This window comes from Patescibacteria group bacterium (assembly GCA_034520665.1).
In the GTDB taxonomy this organism is placed as follows: Bacteria; Patescibacteriota; Patescibacteriia; order JAXHNJ01; family JAXHNJ01; genus JAXHNJ01.
The window spans coordinates 242,880-264,455 of record JAXHNJ010000002.1 but is presented as its reverse complement, the minus strand read 5'-3'; the positions used below and the strand labels follow the sequence as shown (position 1 = coordinate 264,455).

General features: G+C 35.0%; 14 protein-coding genes, 2 tRNA genes and 1 pseudogene. 15 read left to right on the top strand and 2 right to left on the bottom strand.

Translation table 11 applies throughout. The features are described 5' to 3' along the window. Nucleotides 1-36: 36 nt before the first annotated feature. The 3 genes from rpoD to U5L76_03615 all read left to right on the top strand — a co-directional run bounded on the left by rpoD (nucleotide 37) and on the right by U5L76_03615 (nucleotide 1,958). Nucleotides 37-1,281 (top strand): RNA polymerase sigma factor RpoD, encoded by a 1,245-nt coding sequence (gene rpoD, locus U5L76_03625; protein MDZ7798678.1) that lies wholly within the window; start codon nucleotides 37-39, stop codon nucleotides 1,279-1,281. A gap of 230 nt (nucleotides 1,282-1,511) precedes the next feature. Next, a tRNA-Asn gene (locus U5L76_03620) sits at nucleotides 1,512-1,583 on the top strand. 302 nt (nucleotides 1,584-1,885) lie between these two features. Then, nucleotides 1,886-1,958, top strand: a tRNA-Asn gene (locus U5L76_03615). 189 nt (nucleotides 1,959-2,147) lie between these two features. On the opposite strand, the gene U5L76_03610 is transcribed toward U5L76_03615, so the two are convergent. Next, nucleotides 2,148-2,450, bottom strand: a complete 303-nt coding sequence (locus tag U5L76_03610; protein ID MDZ7798677.1) for a polyhydroxyalkanoic acid system family protein — start codon at nucleotides 2,448-2,450, stop codon at nucleotides 2,148-2,150. A gap of 213 nt (nucleotides 2,451-2,663) precedes the next feature. On the opposite strand from U5L76_03610, the gene U5L76_03605 reads away from it, so the two are divergent. From U5L76_03605 to U5L76_03565, 9 genes and pseudogenes are all read left to right on the top strand, one after another. After that, complete coding sequence (locus tag U5L76_03605; GenBank protein MDZ7798676.1) at nucleotides 2,664-3,320, top strand: S24 family peptidase; 657 nt, start codon at nucleotides 2,664-2,666, stop codon at nucleotides 3,318-3,320. Nucleotides 3,321-3,722: 402 nt separating this feature from the next. Then, nucleotides 3,723-3,935, top strand: a complete 213-nt coding sequence (locus U5L76_03600; GenBank protein ID MDZ7798675.1) for a helix-turn-helix transcriptional regulator — start codon at nucleotides 3,723-3,725, stop codon at nucleotides 3,933-3,935. A gap of 62 nt (nucleotides 3,936-3,997) precedes the next feature. Continuing rightward, the gene (locus U5L76_03595; protein MDZ7798674.1) at nucleotides 3,998-5,113 is read left to right on the top strand and encodes an adenine-specific methyltransferase EcoRI family protein; all 1,116 of its coding nucleotides are present in this window, start codon (nucleotides 3,998-4,000) and stop codon (nucleotides 5,111-5,113) included. A 1-nt stretch (nucleotide 5,114) separates the two neighbouring features. Beyond that, nucleotides 5,115-6,275 (top strand): DUF262 domain-containing protein, encoded by a 1,161-nt coding sequence (locus U5L76_03590; protein ID MDZ7798673.1) that lies wholly within the window; start codon nucleotides 5,115-5,117, stop codon nucleotides 6,273-6,275. Nucleotides 6,276-6,312: 37 nt separating this feature from the next. Further along, complete coding sequence (locus U5L76_03585; protein ID MDZ7798672.1) at nucleotides 6,313-6,594, top strand: hypothetical protein; 282 nt, start codon at nucleotides 6,313-6,315, stop codon at nucleotides 6,592-6,594. 4 nt (nucleotides 6,595-6,598) lie between these two features. Next, nucleotides 6,599-8,866 carry a hypothetical protein gene (locus U5L76_03580; GenBank protein MDZ7798671.1) on the top strand — a complete coding sequence of 756 codons (2,268 nt, stop codon included), beginning with the start codon at nucleotides 6,599-6,601 and terminating at the stop codon, nucleotides 8,864-8,866. A gap of 150 nt (nucleotides 8,867-9,016) precedes the next feature. Then, a pseudogene (locus U5L76_03575) lies at nucleotides 9,017-9,133 on the top strand (DUF3387 domain-containing protein). Between the two features lie 11 nt (nucleotides 9,134-9,144). After that, on the top strand, nucleotides 9,145-10,191 hold the full coding sequence (locus U5L76_03570; protein ID MDZ7798670.1) for an ATP-binding protein: 1,047 nt from the start codon (nucleotides 9,145-9,147) through the stop codon (nucleotides 10,189-10,191). A gap of 2 nt (nucleotides 10,192-10,193) precedes the next feature. Next, nucleotides 10,194-10,925 carry a winged helix-turn-helix domain-containing protein gene (locus U5L76_03565; GenBank protein MDZ7798669.1) on the top strand — a complete coding sequence of 244 codons (732 nt, stop codon included), beginning with the start codon at nucleotides 10,194-10,196 and terminating at the stop codon, nucleotides 10,923-10,925. Between the two features lie 273 nt (nucleotides 10,926-11,198). Here U5L76_03565 and U5L76_03560 read toward each other — a convergent pair whose 3' ends face one another. Beyond that, a complete protein-coding gene (locus U5L76_03560) occupies nucleotides 11,199-12,098 on the bottom strand; it encodes a reverse transcriptase domain-containing protein (protein ID MDZ7798668.1) in 900 nt (299 codons plus the stop codon). A 488-nt stretch (nucleotides 12,099-12,586) separates the two neighbouring features. Between U5L76_03560 and U5L76_03555 the strand changes: the two genes are divergently transcribed. The 3 genes from U5L76_03555 to U5L76_03545 all read left to right on the top strand — a co-directional run bounded on the left by U5L76_03555 (nucleotide 12,587) and on the right by U5L76_03545 (nucleotide 21,575). Next, a complete protein-coding gene (locus U5L76_03555; GenBank protein ID MDZ7798667.1) occupies nucleotides 12,587-15,247 on the top strand; it encodes a cation-transporting P-type ATPase in 2,661 nt (886 codons plus the stop codon). Nucleotides 15,248-15,413: 166 nt separating this feature from the next. Then, nucleotides 15,414-16,172 carry a hypothetical protein gene (locus tag U5L76_03550; protein MDZ7798666.1) on the top strand — a complete coding sequence of 253 codons (759 nt, stop codon included), beginning with the start codon at nucleotides 15,414-15,416 and terminating at the stop codon, nucleotides 16,170-16,172. A gap of 111 nt (nucleotides 16,173-16,283) precedes the next feature. After that, nucleotides 16,284-21,575: an Ig-like domain-containing protein gene (locus tag U5L76_03545; protein MDZ7798665.1), complete on the top strand. Its 5,292-nt coding sequence runs from the start codon at nucleotides 16,284-16,286 to the stop codon at nucleotides 21,573-21,575. Nucleotide 21,576: the final 1 nt, after the last annotated feature.

The following is a 21,576-nucleotide window of genomic DNA, read 5'->3' as shown; positions in this document are numbered from 1 at the left end:
ACTTATTTTTGTTAGTCTTTTTGATTATACTTTATTATGCCTAAAAAAAAGAAAAAAAATAAAAAAAGAAAATCCAAATCTTCTAAAAAGAAAACCACAAAGAAAAAAAGAACGAGCAATAAGAAAAAAAAGACTCAGAAAAGAAAATCAAGAAAAAAGAAAAAAACTACCAAGAAAAGAAAAAGATATAAAAGACAAGATTTTCCCAAAAAAGAGGTAGAGAAATTGATTAAAAAGGGTCTTTCAAGAGGTTTTGTCACCGAAACAGAAATACTTTATTTACTCAGTGATTTAGAGGATTATATTCAAGAATATGAAGCCACTTTAGATAGATTTGAAAGGCAGGGTATTACTATTGTCGAAAACCCGGTTAGTATTTTGGACGCTGACAAGGAAGACGGTGTTTTAGATAAAATTATAAAAGGTAAAGACGCCAGACGTTTTGATTTAGGGGATATTTCCAATGATTCTATACAAATGTATTTGCGGGAAATTGGTAAAGTGTCACTTTTAAAAGCTGAAGAGGAAGTGGCCTTGGCTAAAAGAAAAGAAAGAGGCGATCTGGAAGCTGAAAAGAAATTAGTTGAAGCCAATCTTCGTTTAGTTGTTTCTATTGCTAAAAAATTTACCGGTCGTTCTTTATCTTTACTTGACTTAATTCAAGAGGGCAATATTGGTTTGTTTAGAGCCGTGGAAAAATTTGATTATCGTAAAGGCTATAAATTTTCTACTTACGCTACTTGGTGGATTCGTCAAGCTATCACTCGCGCTTTAGCTGACCAGTCAAGGACTATTAGAATTCCGGTGCATATGGTGGAAACTATAAATCGCTTTCAGCAGATTCAAAGACAGCTTATTCAGGATCTGGGACGTGAGCCTTTACCGGAAGAAATTTCGGCGGAAATGGATGAACCGATTGATAAGGTACGTCATATTATGAAAATTTCCCAGGATACTGTTTCTTTAGAAACCTCGGTTGGTGATGATGAAGAAGACTCGACCTTGGGAGACTTTATTGAAGACTTAAAAACAGTAACCCCGGATCGGGTGGCCTCTTTACAACTTTTAAAAGATCATGTAAAAGATATAATAAAGGAATTAACGCCCAGGGAACAGAAAATTTTGGAAATGCGTTTTGGTTTAGTCGATGGAGTGGCCCATACTTTGGAAGAAGTGGGTAGAGAGTTTGGAGTCACTCGTGAACGTATTCGCCAGATTGAAGCCAAGGCTTTGGAAAAGATTCAGGAACATGGAGATATGAAGAAATTGAAAGATTACTAAATATTGTTGTTATACAAAATGGTTCATTAATAATAAAAACAGTGAGTTCCGCGATAGTCCCGATTCCGTCAAGGCGGAATCGAGGATCCTCGACCCCACTCAGGGTCGGGACTCAATGGCCCCGTTAGTCGACGGAGTAAATACCTTTGCCCCTCGACAAGCTCGAGGCTTTGGTGGACAAGCAAGCACCTTGATTTATTAATTGTTAAATTAAAATTAGAGCGATGGCCTCCGGGGTAGCTCAGCGGTAGAGCAAACGGCTGTTAACCGTTAGGTCGCTGGTTCGAATCCAGTCCCCGGAGGCCATCGCTTTTATATTAGTTTATTTGGTTCTGTGCCCAAGGCGAGTGAGCCTCTGGCGGGGAATCTGACTCGCGGAGCTTACTGTTTTTTTATCTCAAAAATTGTCGGCTGGCCCCGCCTCCGGAGCGGTGAACTTTTTAATTTGACAGAAATTTATTTATCGTTTAATATATTAGTACTATGAAATTTACCCGCCAAAATAATAATAACAATAATAATAACCGCTATATGGCCGGGTGAGTTTTATATTAATTTAAATCTATTTTCTCCCGGCTAAACCGGGATTTTTTGTTTATTAAGTTCCGGGGTAGTTGAGTTGGTACAACGCCGCGCTGTTAACGCGGATACCGTAGGTTCGAGTCCTACCCCCGGAGCTTAGTCAGTAATTTTTGGTTCGCCTGTCCGCCGTACCCCGAGCGAGATTGAGAAGAGGGAGGTAGAAATCTACCGGAAAAGTTTTTTTATTATTAGTTTTGCGCCTGAGGTTTTTAAAAGTTTAGGTATATAAGAAAAAACCACCAGATATCTGGTGGTTTTTTCCTAGGAAAATTTAGAGAACAAACTTACGAAAGAAGCTTTGTTCCCTCGGTGTGAATAGCATTGATGATTTTACCCTTAAATAACCCGGCCGTAAAAGGTAGCTTACCAGTTATTTCAACAGTTGAATCCATAACACGGATTGAACCAGAAATATTAAATCCCATGATTTGAAAGCTGAACGAGTTGGTGTTTTCTTGCCAGTATTCAGAAACCTCACTAATCTGGTCACCATGGGCCTCTTTAAGGCGGGGGATAAGTTGTGTGATTCTTTTTTTTGCTTCATTTAAACTCAATGAATGACTTAATGTTTCGTTAATTCGCGGCATTTTTCCTCCTTTTTAAGGATTATTTGAGAATGAATAACTACACCAAGAGCTTACCCTAAATTTACGGCATTTTTCCTCCTTTTTAAGGATTGTTTGGGAATGAACAATTATAACAAAAACTTATCATATAGTGTCAAGAGTGTCAAGTTTTATGGAAGTATTGACAATTTTTGCTCATTTTGATAGTATAAGGAGTATATTAACTAATATTTTATGCATCCTATTCAGAAACGTCTCTTAAAGCTTTCTCAATCCAAAAATTTAGCGCAAATAAGCCTCAGAGCAATTGCGAAACTTATTAATAGGCCAAAGGAATCGCCGCAAAAGATTAAACATCATTTACAGCAACTGCAAAAGAAAGGATTCTTTACTATTGATCGGACTCGAGGAATTATAAAACGTACAGTAATGGACTCATCATTAGCTCGTGGTGTTGTAAAGAAAGCAAAGAAATTATTTTCAATACCTATTATTAACTTATTGTCGTACGATCCGAATAATATATTTTCAGAAGATAATATTGAGGGATTTTTACGAATCTCAAATAAATTTATAAAGAAGGCTATTCCCCAAGGATTATTTGCTGTAAAAGTAAACGATAATTCATTACACAATAATAAGATCAATGGTAAAAGAATAGAGGAAGGGGATTATGTTATTATTGATACGAAAGAGCAAAAAGCTAAAAATAATGATATTATTTTAGTACTTCTCGAAGATTATATAGGATTAAAAAAATATTTATTAAATTTTGCTAATAATGAAATATTGCTTACCAGTGGGGCAAAAAGTGATCGCGAACCTATTTATTTGCACCCGGATGATAATATTAAAATTGGTGGTAAAGTAATAACTGTTTTAAAAAATTAGCCTTAAAAATTCTAGATTGTTCACATAAGTTTGGGTTTTTTAGTTTTTTAATAATGTTAGTTCGCTGGTTCTGCGCCCAAGGCGAGTAAGTCTCTGGCGGGGAGTTCTCCTGGGAGAGCAGAGAAAATTATTCGAATCTCAAAACGAAGTGGAGATCCCGTCGAATGACGAGGATAGCGGGGCCCGATTTTTTTTGCGGGGCTATCATTTTTATAATTGCCCTTACCCAATCACTTCTGTCTGTCCCCTAAGGAAAACGCAGTTTCTTTTTTTTGGGGGGCGCGGGCAAGGCCTAGGAAATCTCTATAATTTGTTTGACTAAATCGTAAATAATTCATATACTAACTATAAATAATTAAATATAATATTACTATATCATTATAATAGTAAAACTATACGAATATGTTAAAGCAAAAATCCATAATTGGTGATAATATAAAGAAGTACCGCAAACTTGCGGGTATTTCTCAAGATGTCTTATCAAAAAAAGCAAACTTGGCTTTTCATACAATTGCTAAAATAGAGGCGGGAGCGACGCCAAACCCGACCATTGATACTGTTAAAAAAATTGCTGATGCTCTTGATAGATCAGTTGATAAATTATTATTAAAATGATTTCGATTGCTTGCCCGTGCGAAGCTGTAAGCAAAGGCGGGATGATTTAATGAAATAAAATTATGGGCAGAAAATCCTCAATCAAAAATCTTACAAAAGCAAAGAAAGCAAAGAACGATGAGTTTTATACTCAATACAGCGATATTCAAAAAGAGATTGAAAAGTATCTGGATTATAATCCTAATACTTTTCGCAATAAGGTAGTATATTGCAACTGCGACGATCCTTTTGAAAGCAACTTCTTTCGCTATTTCGTGCTTAATTTCAACAGGCTTGGATTAAAACAACTCATCACGACGAGCTACAAGCCATCGCCTGTCGCTAACACACAACTAAGGTTATTTGGTGATGACAAAACTCTTCTAAAATCAAAAGGTCGCCCTAAAATTACCGCCAATAAATTTATTATCAACGAAGTACATGATATAGACGGCGACGGCGAATTTAACTTAAAAGATGTTGCCAAGCAATTAAAAGTCAATAAACACAACGAATGGGCACCACTCGAAGGCGATGGTGATTTTCGTAGCGATGAATGTATAAGTCTTCTTAAACAATCCGATATCGTTGTAACAAACCCACCTTTCAGCTTATTTCGCGAATATGTTAAGAAACTTTTTGATTATAAGAAAAAATTTTTAATTATTGGCAATATTAATTGTTTAACTTATAAAGAGATTTTTCCAAAAATTAAAGAAAATAAAGCTTGGCTTGGAAATGGAATGGGGAGATGGATTTCTGGATTTATTGTTCCTGAATCCTACGATTTATATGGCTCAGAAGCCAGGATAGATGAAAATGGAAACAGGATTGTCGCCACCAATAATTGTTTGTGGCTTACTAATCTTGATCATGGTCGCCGTCACCAACCGTTGCCACTCATGACAATGGCTGAAAATTTAAAATATAGTAAACATAGAGAAGTTAAAGGAAAAAAATCGTATGATAAATACGATAATTATGACGCCATAGAAGTGCCTTTCACCGATGCGATACCAAGTGATTATAAAGGTGCAATGGGTGTGCCAGTTACATTTCTTGATAAATACAATCCTGACCAATTTGAAATTTTAGGTTCATTAATTACAAATAATGCCGAAAATTATTCATATGGTGTACCCTATATTAATGGAAAAAAGGTCTATGCCAGAGTTTTAATAAAACATAAGAAAAAATAATATGAAAACGATTTTAAAAACTAATATAACTGTCAAAAATATTTGCGAAGGGTTCGTTTATAACGAACTTGAAGGCAAGGGCTTGTTCGGTTTGGCTGGCAAGCTAACCATTCAGCCAGAGTATCAACGTAATTACATTTATGCAGAAGAAGGGAGAGAAGTCGCAGTAATAGAATCAGTTCTCAAGGGCTATCCGATAGGGTTAATCTATTTTAACAAAGTTAGCAATAATAAATTTGAGGTGTTGGACGGACAACAGCGCATCACTAGCCTTGGGCGCTTTATTACCGATAAGTTTGCTATAAAAGATGAGAACGGAATGCAATATTTTGGTGGCCTAGCAAAGGACAAAAAAGACAAGATATTAGAAACTAAATTACTTATTTATGAATGTGAAGGCACGGAAAGCCAGATAAAAGAGTGGTTTAAGACAATCAATATTGCAGGCGTTCCGCTTAAACCTCAAGAATTACTCAACGCTATTTATTCCGGACCATTTGTAACGCTTGCAAAAGAAGAATTTAGTAATAGTCAAAATGCCAATACTCAAAAATGGGGTGCCTACATATCTGGTGTTGTTAATCGCCAAGATTTTTTGGAGCGAGCATTAGATTGGGTAAGTAAAGGCAATATTGACGACTACATGAGCCGTCATCGAAAGGATACAAATATTAAAGAATTAAAAACATATTTTAATAGCGTGATTGATTGGATTTCTAGTGTGTTTACAGATGTTGAAAAAGAAATGCGCGGTCTTGAATGGGGGCGATTGTATGAGGAGTATCATAAAAACTCTTACGATCCCGCCAAAGTATCCAAAGAAGTACATAAACTCTACGCTGATCCATATGTCAAAAACCGCAAAGGGGTCTTTGAGTTTATTCTTGGCGATTCTGTTGATACGAAACTGCTTGATGTTCGCATATTTGACGAAGCAACCAAAAGATCGGTTTATGCGTCGCAGACAAAAGCCGCAGAAGCCAAAGGAAAATCAAATTGCCCGCATTGCGCCATCGGACATGGTGCTAACAAGGAGAAGATTTGGAGCTTAAGCGATATGGATGCCGACCACGTGGCGGCATGGAGCAAGGACGGCGCAACTTCAGCTAAAAATTGCCAGATGTTGTGCAAGACACATAATCGGGCAAAGGGTAATCGGTAAATAAAATAATTAAAACAAATTTGGAAAGTAAATTAATATGATTAATTTTATTTTGAAACATTGGCCAGAAATAATTGCAGTGGCCATTTCATTGTCTGCTCTTATTGTTTCAATTCAAGCATGGCACAAGTCACGAGCAATTTATGATATTGTAAAATATAAGTTTCCCAAAAATGTCGGGGATAGTAAGACTGCAGACGATATACGACATGAAAAGGCCTTGCAAGATAAATTAAAAACTGGCAAGTGGCAAATTCTCCATATTTATGAACAGTCAGCAAATACTCTGATGATTGTTTTAGGTAAGGTGAAAAAATGACTTTATGGCAACAGACAATAAAAATAAAAAAGAGCCCACCTTGAAGCAAAAAATATTATTATACTTCTACAAGTCAAAACAATACCTCAATTATAAGTGGCATATTATTAAGGGGAAAGTTAAAAGATTTGTGGATTCTTTTTATTTTTATCTGATACCTTTTGGTGCTTCTCTATTTTTTTTGCACAGAGTTTTACTTTGGCTAAATATCACTGTAAGCAGTGACAATGTTCATAGCTTGGCTTTTGCTGTTGCCGGAATTATTGGAGCGTCAATTGCTATCGTATTTTCTTTTTCCACCTTTATTTTACAAAGTACAGCTGATTTATTCTCCACTCAATATCTAAATAAATTTATCCAAGATGTTAAGGAAAAAGTATTCTTTTGGTTATTAGTGTTTCTTACAATAACGGCATTTTTTACGCCCATTTTTCTCAAAAATTATGTGTTAGAAGTATTATTAGGTATTTTATTTGTCGCATTTTACTTAATCTACAATCTCTACAAAGAATTAAGAAAACGAATAAATCCAGAAACGACTTTAACAAAAATTAGAAACAATGCCATAAATCATCTGGAAAAAGTAAATAAAGAATTTAAAAAACATGCATACATTCAAAATAAGATTTTTGAATATGAAAAGGAGAATAAGGATTTTTCTTTAGATGTGCAGTATAAATCTAATCCTAATTGGCATTTGATTGTTTCAGAAAATGTTAAATATTTATACGAGATTGGTCTGAGATTGTTGGCAAAAAATGAGATCAACTCTTTTAACCTAACAGTAAAATATATTCGCGACATCTACCTAAAACATTTGAGTTTGAGAAACAAAAATTTTATCAGAATACCTGCCTCTTTTTGGGGTACCTATTCTTTTGATGATGAGGGGTTCACAGCTAAAATACTGGAGTACTTACAATCAATGAGCGACAGGATTATTCAGGAGAAAAGGAAAGAAAATGTTTATTATTTACTGAATATTTACGAAAATATTTTAGCTAATTCTCTAAATATAAAATACGCTGATAAAAATCTTGGTAATCACAAGGGAAATCCACTACCAAATTTGATATCGGCATACTATATCGGGTTTATCGAAAAATTATTGGTCTCGAAAGAAAACGATTGGATTTGGGAATCTATTAAATCTGTGTCCAATGTATCAAACTTTGTACTGCAAAAAACCGATGAATATTTTACTACGAGTCAAATAAATCAAGTCATAAATAAAATTTCTATAGCATGTCTTTCTAACAACCAAGAGACATTTCTAAAAGAACTCGTAAACATTTACTTTAACCAAATTAAGATTGCTTGGAATAGATATGAGCACAATGAGATTTTTTGGAACGATTTATTCAAAAAATTAAAGAAAAATATTTTATTATTATCAGTTGCAAGCAATCGGCTAAGTTTGTCTGCGAGTGAATTATTTATTAGCTTTCATGCATGGCAAGGGGGTGTAATAAATTGGATTATTGGAATAAAAGAGGAAAAGCAGAAGAAGGAAAGTTTAGATAAGTTTGTACGATTATTGGAGAGATGGAGCGATTTCCTTCTTGATTTGGCAAGGGATGTGGGATTAGAAAATAAGCAGGTTGGCTTACCAATTATTCAGTCCATAGAAAATAACATAAACATTATTTATGGAATTAAGAGTAATTTTAGTGATTTGGATTTAAATAAAATATACAAAACTCAGTTTTATGCATTGAATTGGTATTTTCAAAAAACGGATAAAGTAGAAGAAAGTTTTTTATTCAATCTTGAGCAAGTTTCGGAAATTTTATTGAGAGAAATTAGCCATAATCTTAAAAATAAGAAATTTGATATAGAATACTTGATAGAGCTATATGCAAGATTAATAAATCAGCATTTTGAAAAGGTAACTCTTGGATACGGATATAATCATCCAAGGGTATTAGAAAAATTAGTTTACTTGGGACTGCTTTTGAATAAACACAAAAGGACCGAGCAGGAGAAAAATATTATTGCCAAAATAGATGAATTAAATAAGAGATATTTGGAGATCAACAAAGAATTTTTTGAATTAAAGAAAAAGAAGAAAAATTTGATGGGTTCTGACGAGTATCAATTTTGTAAAGAACTTCATGATTTGGAGAATGATTTATTTTCGTATAGTAGTGGTCGTCTGATGGATATAAAAAGTATTCTTAAGGAAGAAATAACAAGGGACACATGGTACGATTTCAAAAAGAAAATAAATTATTGTAAGAATGTTGAGTACAAAACGATACATTCATTCTAACCTCACCCTTTAACTTGTAGCCCCCCAAAAAAATTTCAGAGCCAAACATCCGCCAAAGGCAAACCAGTGGATTTTGTTCAACAGTTCAAAGCCAATTCCACATTTAGGTTCTGCGTCCAAGGGCTGTGAGGAGGCGGGCAGGCGAAACTTCGTGTAATTGTAAAAAGAATTTTGCGCCAATACGGCTATCCGCCTGACAAGCAAAAAATGGCAACGGAAAATATCTTAAAACAAGCCGAGCTTTTTGCTGATGAGTGGAGTTCTTAATTTAAAATGCCATGAATAATGATTTTAAAAATAGTGATGAATATAACAAAATTTTTTCATTTCACGAAACTATCGGGGATAGAATAATCTCGCGCGAGAGTGGTTGGCTTGAATTTAAAGAATCGTTTAACTGGAACTCAAAGGATAAATACGCCAAAAGTATGGTCGCCTTTGCTAATAATAAAGGTGGCTATATCGTTTTTGGCGTAAAAGATAGACCGCGTAATCTTGTCGGACTTCAAAGTAATAATTTTGAGGATGTGGACGAAGCTAAAATTACTGCGTATCTAAATAATGTTTTTGCTCCTGAAATTATCTTCGAAAAATTTGTAATAAGAGTAAAGACGAAAAAGATTGGTTTATTATATACGCAACAAACAAAATCAAAACCGATTGTATGTCTTAAAAATGACGGCAAATTAAAAGAGGCTGATATTTATTATCGCTACAATGCGAGAAGTGAAGGAATAAAATATCCTGAACTAAAAGCGATGTTCGATTTTGTTAAAGAAGAAGAGAGAAAAAGCTGGTTAGAGCATTTTGAAAAAATCTCAAAAATTGGCCCGACAAATGCGGCGATTATGGATACTATCGGTGGAGAAATAACAGGAAAAGGCGGAACGCTTGTTATAGATAAAAAACTGATTCCAAAATTGAAATTTATAAATCAAGGTAATTTCCAAGAAAAAGGAAAGCCTGTATTAAGACTTATTGGAGATGTTAAACCAGTTTCAATAATTGCAGGAAAAATTAAAAATGGCATAGGTGTTCAAATAACCGATGATCTAAACGCACCAGCTTTTAAAATTGAGCAGGAATCTGCTTTTAAAAGTAAGTACACATTAGATCACTCAGACTTATTAAAAAGTTGTAAAGCAAGATATTCTGATTTCAGACAAGGAAAAAAATTCAATGATCTTAAAAGAAATATTTTGAAAGTAGATAAAAAATATGCTGATCAATGGCCAGCAAATTATAAGAACCCAAAGCCTAGTGACCAATACTTTTATTCCACAGAATGCTACAAGATTTTAGACAAGAATTACAAAAAGAAATAACTATGAACACATTCAAACAATCAGCGATTGAAATATTAGAGAAGGCAAAAACGCCTTTGCACTATGCTGAAATTACTCGGCTGGCTTTGGAATCCGGTATTTTGGAAACCGAGGGCGCAACACCAGAAGCAACGATGAACGCGCAAATTGTGGTGGATATAAAAAACAAAGGCGAGGGCTCAGACTTTATTAGGACTGCGCCTGGAACTTTTGCGCTCAATTCAAACAAAAAAGAAATCAAAGAAACGCCAAAGATTATTGAGGCGGAAAAAGCCGAAGAAGAAAAAATTGTGATTAAAGGCGGATTTACCGGCAAAGGCGGAGAGCATTTAGTTTGCTCGGAACTGCTTTTTCGCGGATTCAACGCTAGTATAATGAGCGTAGATGTTGGAGTGGATATTTCCGCAATTAAGAATGATAAATTTTTTGGCATTCAAGTTAAAACTTCAAATATCAATAAATTTAATGCCTATAATTTTCATATCCGCCGAGTATCGTTTGAACGCTACAATCAAGGAAATATTTTTTATGTTTTTGTATTAAAAGGAGAAGAAAACAAATTTTTAATCATACCTTCAAGCGAAATAGAAAGAAAAATAAAAGAAGGCGCAATTTATGAAGTAAACAAAAAAACTGGCTTTGCGCTTTTGATAAAGATTAGAGAAAATAAAATTTTCCTTGGAAGTGGATATGAAATGGGATATTTCCTCAATAACTGGAGTTTGATTAAATAAATATAAGTGGCACGCCAGTTTTTAACTGGCACAGCCTCAAACCCTGCCAAAAAAATCGGGCCCCGCTATTCAGCGGGATAAACTCCGCCGAAAAGCAAAAGGGCAAAAAGTCTGCTCGCCGTTAGGCAAGCGGAAAAGCACCCCATTATTCTGGGTTATCTTTGAAAAAAAGTCCTTGCCAAAAGTCAGCCAAAGGCTAACAGGCTGGGTTTAGTTCAGAATACGGAGTTGATTTATAAAATATTTTAATATAAAAAAAGACTCTAATTTGCATTAGAGTCTCTGGTCTTTTTCAAGTTTTTGTAGCTGTCGATAAGCTTGGATAAGCTTTTTTTCTGTTTGGTTAAACGAAGTGGTGCTGGTGAAAGTCCAAAAGTTTCCCATCAGGCCATGTACCATTGGTCTTAGATCAGGATTTTCCCTGGCTAAATGAATAAGACCGCGAATTTTTCGCAAGTAAGAGCGGGGAATATATAAATCTCCGTTTCTTTTGATACCAATACCATTTATAACCACCGGCCCCTTATTAAGATCAATAACTTTTGCCTTACTATGCTGAATGGAAAAGCCAGCCTTGATAACTACTTGACGAATAGCTCTTCTTTTGCCACGTCCAATAGGATGGCTTTTAGCAGAAAAAATTAAATCATCTGAATAGCGGCTATAAAGAAGGCTGTATTTTTGACAGAGAGAAGACAAGGGTGAATCAATTAGGATACCGGCATAAAGATTAAAAAGAGCCGGTGAGGCATTGGCCCCTATTACCAAACCGCCGTTTGGATGCTGACAGTAAGAAGATAGAAAATGGCTAACAAGTTTCTCCTGACCGAAAAGACCGGGGTCAATTTGGCAAATTATTTGAGCTAATTTCTCAATATTGACGCTCGGAAAGGCTTTAGCTATATCAAAGATATACAAATATCTTCTGTTTCTGTGTTTTTTGACATTTTTATCAATCGAACATTTTTTTCTGAAAGCCGTGGCCTGTGGCAGTTTAACCGGTAGATTACGTACATACTGCAAAAGTCTTTTTTGGAGAATTGTCATAGCTTTGTTGGACAGACCGAGATTACGAAATTTATCAGTACCGGATAAGGGATTTACGTCTCTAAAATTTACAAATTTATATTCAGGTTTACCAGGCAAGTCTTGCAGACAGGTTTTAAAGAACATTTTTTGACCTCCTAAAATTTTTATCTTATATTTTTTCAAAGAGCTTGTAAGCTGTTTATAGTTAGAGTATTTTAGCAAATAAGAAAAAAACCCGCAAGGCGGGTTTAAAGAACATTTAATTTAACCTCAGTAAGATCTGAGAGTCAAACAATTCATTTTTACTGGGCTTGACCACTGAGGTTCTTACGCGTACCAAGAGAAAAGAAAAATAGAAAGGAAAAAATAAGAGGAATATTCCTTTTCAGGAATTTCCGGCGCTTTACTTGTGTAAAGCGGTTTTTGTGCTCCTCCTTGCTGCTTTTCGAATGAACTCTCTTTGTGACTCTCAGATCTCCTGGTAGTCTTTAGCGATTAGACTACCAGTTCGGCTCTATTTTAATATTATAAAAGTGTTTTGTTATTGTCAAATGAATCGGTTGGACTAATACAAGCATTTGAAAAAAACGCTTATTTATGTTATAATGTAGTTAGGCTGTAAAATTAAAATAATGAAAAAACAAAAACAAAAACCATCTACAAACGGCCTCTCTACCCATAAGGCAAAAAAATTACTAGCCCGGTATGGTCCTAATGAAATCCATTCGGTTGGTAACGTTTCGCCTTTTTTTATTTTTCTCCGCCAAATTAGGGGGAATTTTGTTGTTTACTTACTTTTAGGGGCGGTGATTCTTTCCTTTATGGTTGATAAATCAATTACTGCTTATACAGTTATAGCGGTGATTTTAGTTATAATTGTTACCGGCTTTATACAGGAATACCGGTCAGAAAAAGCCATTAAAGCCCTCAAAGGCATGCTTTTGCCAATTTCTGTGGTAAAAAGAGACGGAGTGGAAGTTGAAATTCCCTCTTCTGAAATTGTCTCTGGTGATGTTTTAGTTTTGCGAACCGGAGAAAAAATACCGGCTGATGCCGTGGTCATTGAAGAAAAAGAATTACAGGTAAATGAATCTACTTTAACCGGTGAATCAAAAGAGGTCCGGAAATTTGCGGTCAAGAATATAAATAAAGCCAAAGCGGAAAATCAGGTTTTTATGGGTACTTATGTTTTTTACGGGCATTGTTTGGCAATGGTTGTTCATACTGGTATGAACACAAAATTCGGAGAAATTTCCCGCAGTATTAGCGAGTCGGTGAAAGAGCTTCCTCTGCAAAAAAAAATCAATCGCATTGCCCTCTATATGGTTATTGTGGCCGTAGTTATTTCTGTGGCTACTGGTGCTTTGATGCTCTTCCGAACTTCTGTTTTCTCTCAGGAACACATCTATAATATTATAATTTTAGTAATTGCTCTTTCTATTTCAGCTTTTCCCGAGGGATTTCCAGTTGTTTTAATCTCTACTCTGTCAGTTGGCGCTCATCGTATGGCTAAAAAAAATGCTATTGTCAACCGGATGTCTATTATTGAAACTTTGGGAGAAACAACTGTTATTTGCTGTGATAAAACCGGCACTCTAACCCGAGGGGAAATGACCGTCAGCAAAATCTGGAGTGAGGAGGGCCTGATCAGTGTTTCCGGGGCGGGTTTTGAAGCCGAAGGCGAATTTTCTATTAAAGACAAAATAATTAAACCGCTTGAAAATCCGGTTATCAGCCGTCTTTTAACGGCTAGTGTTTTATGTAATGATGCTGCTATCAAGCGGACCGGCGAAAAAAGTGTTTATCATCCTATTGGCAGTGTGACTGAGGCGGCTCTCTTGGTCATGGCTGCTAAAGCCGGGATTTTTAAAGATGATTTAATGGCCGAACGAGCGGAAGAAATACCCTTTAATTCTGAACGCAAAAAAATGTCTGTACTCTGTCGAACGCCTGAAGGAAATTTTGTTTATACTAAGGGAGCTCTGGAAATGATGATTGATAAATGCTCTTTTATAGAGACTAGCCAGGGCCGAAAACATCTGAATCAAAAAAGCCGTGAGCGTATAGAAAAAATTCAGGAATCGTTAGCCAAAAAATCAATGCGTACTTTAGCCGTGGCTTATAAACCAATTAAGAAATTTAATAAAGATGATTTTGAAGAGGACTTAATTTTTTTGGGTCTTTTGGGTATGGATGATCCGCCGCGCGAAGAAGTCAAGGAAGCCATTGACAATTGCCGGCAGGCTGGTATTGGGGTTAAGTTAATTACCGGCGATTATCAGGAAACGGCCATAGCAGTCGCCAGACAGATTGGGCTTTCTGGAAAGACTATGTTGGGCCGCCAGATTGAGCAAGCCACTGATGAGGAATTAGAAAATATTATTAGTGAAAAGGTTATTTTTGCCCGGGTTAAACCCGAGCATAAGCTGCGGTTGGTGCAAGCTCTAAAAACTAATGGCGAGATTGTCACTATGACCGGGGATGGGGTTAATGACGCCCCGGCTCTTAAGGAAGCGCATATTGGAGTAGCCATGGGCAAAAACGGAACCGATGTTTCCCGCTCAGTGGCGGATCTTACCTTAAAAGATGATAATTTTGCCACTATTGTTTATGCTATTCGGGAAGGACGGACTATTTTTAAGAATATCCGTAAATTTGTGGCTTATCAGTTATCGGTTAATGTAGCCGAGTTGCTTATTATTTTTGTTGGTGTGTTGTTAGCTCCGTTTTTGGGCTGGCTTGTGCCTCTTTTGCTGGCGCTGCAGATTTTGTTTATGAATTTGGTCACGGATAATTTCCCGGCCATCACTCTCGGCCTTAACCCTTCTTCGGGTGATTTGATGTCAGAAAAACCGCGAAAAAAAGCACGTATTCTCACTAAAGATTTTGCTTTATTGTTATTAGGTAACGGGCTTTTTATGGCTCTCTTAACTTTAATTTCTTTTTATATTTCTTTTAATATTTTGGGTTATGATATTGTCTATTCCCGGACCGTGGCTTTGGCTACGCTAATTAGTTTGGAAATTGCTTCGGCTTTTAATTTCCGTTCATTTAGAAAAGGGGTATTTGGCCGCTCTCTTTTTGTCAATCCTTATTTGGTTTATGCCTCTCTTATTTCATTAGTGGCTACCATTATTATTATTTATACGCCGGCCAGACATATATTCGAAACAGCGCCGATTGGAATAAGCGGATGGCTCATGCCCGTGCTTTCGTTTATTGTCCTTTGGTTAGTTTTTGATCTATGGAAATTATTTAATAACCGGTACCATTGGCTTGATTTTGAAAGTTAGAGGGAAACTTTTTGGGGTTATAAATACTTTGGCCATTTTATGGTTAAAAAAAGAGAAATTAATATTACGCAAAATAAGCTCAATGAATCCAAAAAGATTTAATGGGCTAATTTAATTATTTAAAATTTTGTAGTATAATAAAAATGCTTAATACTAATTAAAAATTATGGAAAACAATAAAAAATCAAGCAAATTAATAGTAATAATTATAGTAGTAATTTTGGTGATCCTGGGAGCTATGGGGGTTTATTTTGTATTAAACAAGAGTGAGGAAAGTAATACTAATACTAACACTAGTATTACCAATAATTCAATTGCCAATACTAATAATACTTCTGACCCGTACGCTAGTTTAATGAAATATGATGGTAGCACCTGGTCAGTCACTTCTTCTGACGGTAAAGTAGACGGCCGGGTCGGGATTAAGATTAACAAAGAATGGGATTACCCGATTCATGTGGCTTATTTTTATAAGGTTAATGATAATTTACCAAAATCTGAACCGACTCAGGTTGATTTATCCAGTGGTTATTATTATATGGCTAATAATGTTGAAAAAGAAAAAGCCGGTTCTGAAGGTATGGCTGGTACTTTTTTGGATATTTACTGTAATAAAGAAACCATGGTTGATATTTTGGCTATGACCAGTGGTTTATCTGAAGCCACTGATGTTTATTTAGACTGCCCGGAAATACGGGAGCCTTTTAAAACGACCAGCACTTTTTATCAGGCCTATGGTCTTCATTATAACGACCAAACTTTTGATATCAATAATGTTTTAAAAAGAGATCTTTTAGAAGTCTATGACTCGGCTGCCTTTTATAAAGAAGATAGCGAAACCGGTGGCTGGGGAGCTGATGATTCCGAAGTAATAGCTAACAGTGATCCAGTAGTTAGTTATGATTTAATCTTTACTGAAATATAATTTTTATAATTAATAATAAAAATTATGAAAAACGCCATTATTATTATTTTAGTGATTATTATTGGCGGGTAAATTTTATAGTACTAATATATTAAATAATAAATAAATTTTATGCTTTATAAAAAATCTTTTCTAACCTTAGCTTTGGCTTTAACCCTGATCATAGCGGCTTTTACTACTTGGCAGTTCTTTTTTAAAAGTGAGCTCATAAAAAATACAAATACAGAAAAACCTCCCCTTGTTTCAGAAATAGATTATGACTTTACTTTAAGAGCCGATAATATAGATTCTTTGGGGGTGGATAAAAATTCTTCTTTTACTTTGGACAGCCAGCACGCTGTTGAAAAAGATAAGGTTAAAACGGCTTTAGCTATTAGCCCTTCATTAAATTATAAACTGGAATCTTCTAATAATAAAACCTTTAAAATTGTTCCGGAAAAAGAACTGGCCACAAATACCATTTATAACTTCAAAATTAATACTGTAAAACCAAACCCAGGTCAAGAAAAAGAATTTGCCTGGGCTTTTCAAACAAAAGATATTTTTAAAATTACCAGTACTTTGCCTAGGGATAAAGCTACTAGCGTGCCGCTTGATTCAGGAATTGAAATAACTTTTTCACATGAAAATTATGAAAATTATGAGGATTACATTGAAATTCAACCGAAGCCTGAGGGTAATTTTAAAAAATACAGGAAAACATTAGTTTTTGTTCCTAAGAGCTTGAAGCCAGCCACTCTCTACACAGTAAAAATAAAAAAAGGTCTGCCTTTGGCTGGTACGGATAAAAAACTGTCTAAAGAAATTGTTTTTAGATTTGAAACTGAAGCCAGTGAAGAATCAACCTCCTATTCAAGCTTTAGATTTATAGATAACTTTTATGAATTTCCAAATAATGACGCTCCTGTCTTAAGTCTTTATGAAAGAGGTACCGAGGCTAATTCTGTAGAGGTTAAGGTTTGGAAATTTCATAATTTTGAAGCCTATAAAAATGCGGTGATAGAGCAGTATAAAGACATACCTTATTGGGCTAGTCTCTACCGGAAAAACAAGCCTTATCCTACGGATTCTCTGGAATCAGTTTCATCATTTACAGCTGATTTACAACAAACAAATTTTTGGTATGAAGTTATTCTCTTTCCGGATAATTTAAAAAACGGATATTATTTAGTGGAGGCAGAAGCCGGAGAGGAAAAAGACCAGTCTTTTTTACAAATATCCTCTTTATCAACCGCTTTTTATGGCAGCCCTAACAAATCTTTTATGTGGGTAAACAGCCTTAATTCAGATGAAGTAGTATCAGATATTAAAATTTCTTTTTCAGAAAATGAAGATTTTTCGGCCAGTACCGATAGTCAGGGGTTAGCTGAGTTTGAAACACCGTTAGAGTTGCAAGACGAAGAGGGGATTTATTATAGAGACAGTCTTTATTTCTTCACTCTTTCAAAAGGAAGTGAAAATTTGTTAGTGCCTACAGAAGACAGTTCTTATTCTTATTGGGGACGAAACATAGCTCAGAATAAATATTATTGGTCTTATCTCTATCCCAATAGAAATCTTTACCAGCCAACAGATAAAATATACTTTTGGGGTATTGCTAAAAAAAGGAATGGTTCTAATTTAGAGAATTTAACCATAAAACTGGCTAAAACTAAGAGGGTTAATGGAGAGGAAAAAATAACTACTTTGGCCAAAACTTCAGTCAATATTTCTGAAAAAGGCACTTATCAGGGTGAATTATCTTTCTCCAATATTAATCCCGGATATTACAGTTTGTTAGCTATTGATAATGGAGAAGTAATCTCACGCGAATCTATTAATATAAAAACTTATACCAAACCTCCCTATAAAATTGAGATAACTACTCCTAAAAAAGCAATTTTTGAGGGAGAAAAAGCCGTTTATAAGTTAAAGGCCTCCTTTTTTGACGGCACCCCGGTTTCTGGTTTGGAACTAAAATATAACGGCAAGTTTGGCGACGGCCAGGGAGTGACTGATGATAAAGGAGAAATAGAAGTCAGTTATGAAACAAGCTACACTCAAAATAATTATTATCCTTATACCGCCTATTTAAGAGTTCATCCTAAAAATTCTGAAGTGGCGGATATTACGGCCACAGCTTATTTTCGTGTTTTTGGCCCGCATTATGATATTGATCTGACAGCTAAAAAGGGAGGGGAAATATCAGGTCTTATTTATAATGTTTCTCTGGATAAAATTAACGCTGAGCCGGATAAATATATTTGGGATTATGAGGGTGATCCAGTAGCTGATATTTCTGCTGATTTAAAAATTTATCATCTCTGGTATGAAAAGATAGAAAAAGACACCAGTTATGATTTTATTAATAAAAAAACAGTAAAAAATTATCGGTATGAAAAACATGAAGATTTAATTGAAGAAGAAAGTTTAATTACAAACGAGAAAGGCATTTTTTCTTATTCCTTTAATCCTGAATCCGAAAAAAATTATAAAATAGTGGTGACTACTAATGATAACCAGGGAAGAGTAACTGAAAAAGAAACTTATTACTATTCTAAAAATAATTATTCTAGTTATTATCACAGCCAGAACTCTATTTATGACAGTTATTATCTGGTTACAGAAAAAGAACTTGACCCGGAAAATAGTAAGTATAATATTGAGGAAGAAGTTAAACTAACTTTAAATAAAAATGAATCTCCTTTTACACCGTCTGAAAGTGATAAAATACTTTATTTTAAAGACCAGAATGGAATTTTTGATGTTGGTGTCTCCAATCAAGCGAATTTAAGTTTTCAGTTTGAAGAAAAATTTGCCCCTAATATTTATGTTAGTGGTATTGTATTTGACGGTCGATCCTACCATACTACTCATCAAAAAATAGTTGAATTTGATTCTGATTCTAAAAAATTAAATATTAAAACGTTCCCGGATAAAGCCGCTTATAAGCCAGGAGAAAAGGCAGAATTAGCTATTGAGGTAACCGATCAAAATAATGATGCAGTGAAAAAAGCTGAGGTAAATGTTTCTTTAATTGATGAAGCTCTAGCCATGATATCCTGGGAGCGTTGGGGAAACATACAGAGTAAAATATATTCTAAAATTCCTTCTTCTCTTACTGCTTCTTATACTTCCCATAAAAAAATAGACTCAATCGGAGCTGAAGGCGGTGGCTGTTTTACTGGAGATACTCAGATATTAATGTCAGATAAAGAGCAGAAGAATATTGGTCAGGTAGAAGTTGGCGAATATGTCTTGACCAGAGAAAAATCGGATAAAAATAAATTAGTTAAAGCTAAAGTAGTGGGTAAATCAAGACATTTTCTTAATGAATATCTTGAAATTAATGGTTTTCTAAAAGCCACCCCCGTTCATATTGTTTATCTTAATGGGGTTTGGCAGCCTATTGGCCGAGCCAAGCTTGGAGATCAGTTAGAGCTTTCTTCCGGTAAAAAAATATTCATTAATTCAATTATAAAACATAATGAACCGGTAACAGTTTATAATTTACACATTGAAAATTATCACACTTTTTTTGCTGATAATGTTTATGTTCATAATAATAAAGCAGGTCGGGATAATTTTCAGGATATAGCTTTTTTTGGCACTGCTCAAACTGACGGTCAGGGAAAGGCCAAAGTAAATTTTAAACTTCCGGATAATATTACCTCTTGGCAGACCAGTGTGCAGGCGGTAACCGATGATTTAAAAGTAGGTGATAGCCAAACAGCCATAATAGTAACTCAGCCCTTTTTTGTTAATATCTCAATGGCCAAGAACTATCTTACAGATGACAAGCCCAAAATTAAATTGCGCTCTTTTGGCCAAGAACTATCTTCTGGAGAGGAAGTAAATTTTGAGGTTAATTATCCGGATCAAGACATCTCTTCCCAAAAATACACAGCCAAAAGCTTTGAATTAGTAGAATTTTCTCTGCCGGATTTACCGGCTGGCAAACATAAAATAAGAGTCAAAGCCACTGCGGGCAATCTTGAAGATATAGTTACTAAAGAATTTAATTTAATTAAAACAAATCATAAAAAATACGTTGTTGATTATTATACTTTAACTGAAGGACTGAATATTTCCGGAAATGAAGATGGTTTGACCAATCTTACCTTCACTAATAAGGAAAGAGGCCAATATTATAATCTTTTGAAAAGGGGTCTTTTCTCTGGCGGTGATAGAGTTGATCAAAAAATGATGCAATATTATAGCCAGGTTTTACTTAATAACTATTTTGATAAAAAAACTACTCCAGAAACATTTGATTTTTCCCATTATCAGACTGAAAAGGGAGGTATTTCTCTTTTACCTTATTCATCAGAAGAGATATTACTGACCGCCAAAGCCCTGGCTACTGACACGGAGTCATTTTCAAAAACAGCAGCTAAAGAATATTTTTATGATATTTTAGAGGATAGCCAAACTAACACTGATGAAGCAGTTTATGCTTATTTAGGTTTGGCCAATTTAGGTGAGCCGGTTTTAACTGATATCAATCTGTTTTTACAAAATGAAAATTTAACTCCTGAGCTTAAACTCTATTTAATTCGGGCTGTTGCCAATATCGGAGCCAAAGAATATGCTCATTCACTTCTCAATGATTTGATAAAAGTCCATGGGGTTGAGGAAGAACCTTATATTAGAATAAATCTTGGCACTCAAGGCGATGATTACACGGAATATTCCTATCAAGCGGCTGTTGTCGGGGCTATAGTAGGCTCTGATAAAGCCTTTGAATTGTTTAATTATGCTATTAATCACCCGGCTGAAAATAATCTCCACAATCTTGACCAAATTGCTTATTTAATCAAGGCTTTACCTAATTTAAACGGTCAAGCGGTTAGCTTTTCTTATTCAATTTCCGGGGAGAATAAAGAGGTTAGTCTTGAAAATAATGAAATATTAGAGCTGGTTTTAAATTCGAATGATCGAAAAAATATTTCTTTTTCAGATATTACGGGTACTGTTGGTTTAGTGGCTAATTATGAGAAACCAGCCGATATTGATGAGGAAAATCAGGATGCTAATATTGCTATTGATAGAGATTATTACGTTGGTTATCAGTTAAAGGACAGTTTTTCAGAGGATGAGATTATAAAAATAACCTTAAACCCCACTGTCAGTTCTCAGGCTATAGATAAAAATTACCGCGTCACTGATTATCTGCCTTCGGGTTTAAAAATCCTGACCAAAACTTGGCAGAGAAATATTTCGTATGATAAAAATATGAAATACCCTTATGAAATTAACGGTCAAGCCATAAAATTTAAAATTGACCGGTCTTCTGAAAGTTTTCATTATTACGCTCTGGTTACTGGTAAAGGTGAATATAAGGCAGAAGCACCAGTTATACAAGGCTTTAATGTTGAGGCAAGTAAGGCTTTTGGTAGTACTCAGAATATTTCTATTGAGTAAA

Coding starts and splice junctions, on each gene's coding strand:
- U5L76_03580 (MDZ7798671.1), top strand. CDS start 6,599: ATGGCAACAGACAATAAAAATAAAAAAGAGCCCACCTTGAAGCAAAAA.
- U5L76_03555 (MDZ7798667.1), top strand. CDS start 12,587: ATGAAAAAACAAAAACAAAAACCATCTACAAACGGCCTCTCTACCCAT.
- U5L76_03560 (MDZ7798668.1), bottom strand. CDS start 12,098: ATGTTCTTTAAAACCTGTCTGCAAGACTTGCCTGGTAAACCTGAATAT.
- U5L76_03545 (MDZ7798665.1), top strand. CDS start 16,284: ATGCTTTATAAAAAATCTTTTCTAACCTTAGCTTTGGCTTTAACCCTG.
- U5L76_03550 (MDZ7798666.1), top strand. CDS start 15,414: ATGGAAAACAATAAAAAATCAAGCAAATTAATAGTAATAATTATAGTA.
- rpoD (MDZ7798678.1), top strand. CDS start 37: ATGCCTAAAAAAAAGAAAAAAAATAAAAAAAGAAAATCCAAATCTTCT.
- U5L76_03585 (MDZ7798672.1), top strand. CDS start 6,313: ATGATTAATTTTATTTTGAAACATTGGCCAGAAATAATTGCAGTGGCC.
- U5L76_03605 (MDZ7798676.1), top strand. CDS start 2,664: ATGCATCCTATTCAGAAACGTCTCTTAAAGCTTTCTCAATCCAAAAAT.
- U5L76_03590 (MDZ7798673.1), top strand. CDS start 5,115: ATGAAAACGATTTTAAAAACTAATATAACTGTCAAAAATATTTGCGAA.
- U5L76_03570 (MDZ7798670.1), top strand. CDS start 9,145: ATGAATAATGATTTTAAAAATAGTGATGAATATAACAAAATTTTTTCA.
- U5L76_03595 (MDZ7798674.1), top strand. CDS start 3,998: ATGGGCAGAAAATCCTCAATCAAAAATCTTACAAAAGCAAAGAAAGCA.
- U5L76_03565 (MDZ7798669.1), top strand. CDS start 10,194: ATGAACACATTCAAACAATCAGCGATTGAAATATTAGAGAAGGCAAAA.
- U5L76_03600 (MDZ7798675.1), top strand. CDS start 3,723: ATGTTAAAGCAAAAATCCATAATTGGTGATAATATAAAGAAGTACCGC.
- U5L76_03610 (MDZ7798677.1), bottom strand. CDS start 2,450: ATGCCGCGAATTAACGAAACATTAAGTCATTCATTGAGTTTAAATGAA.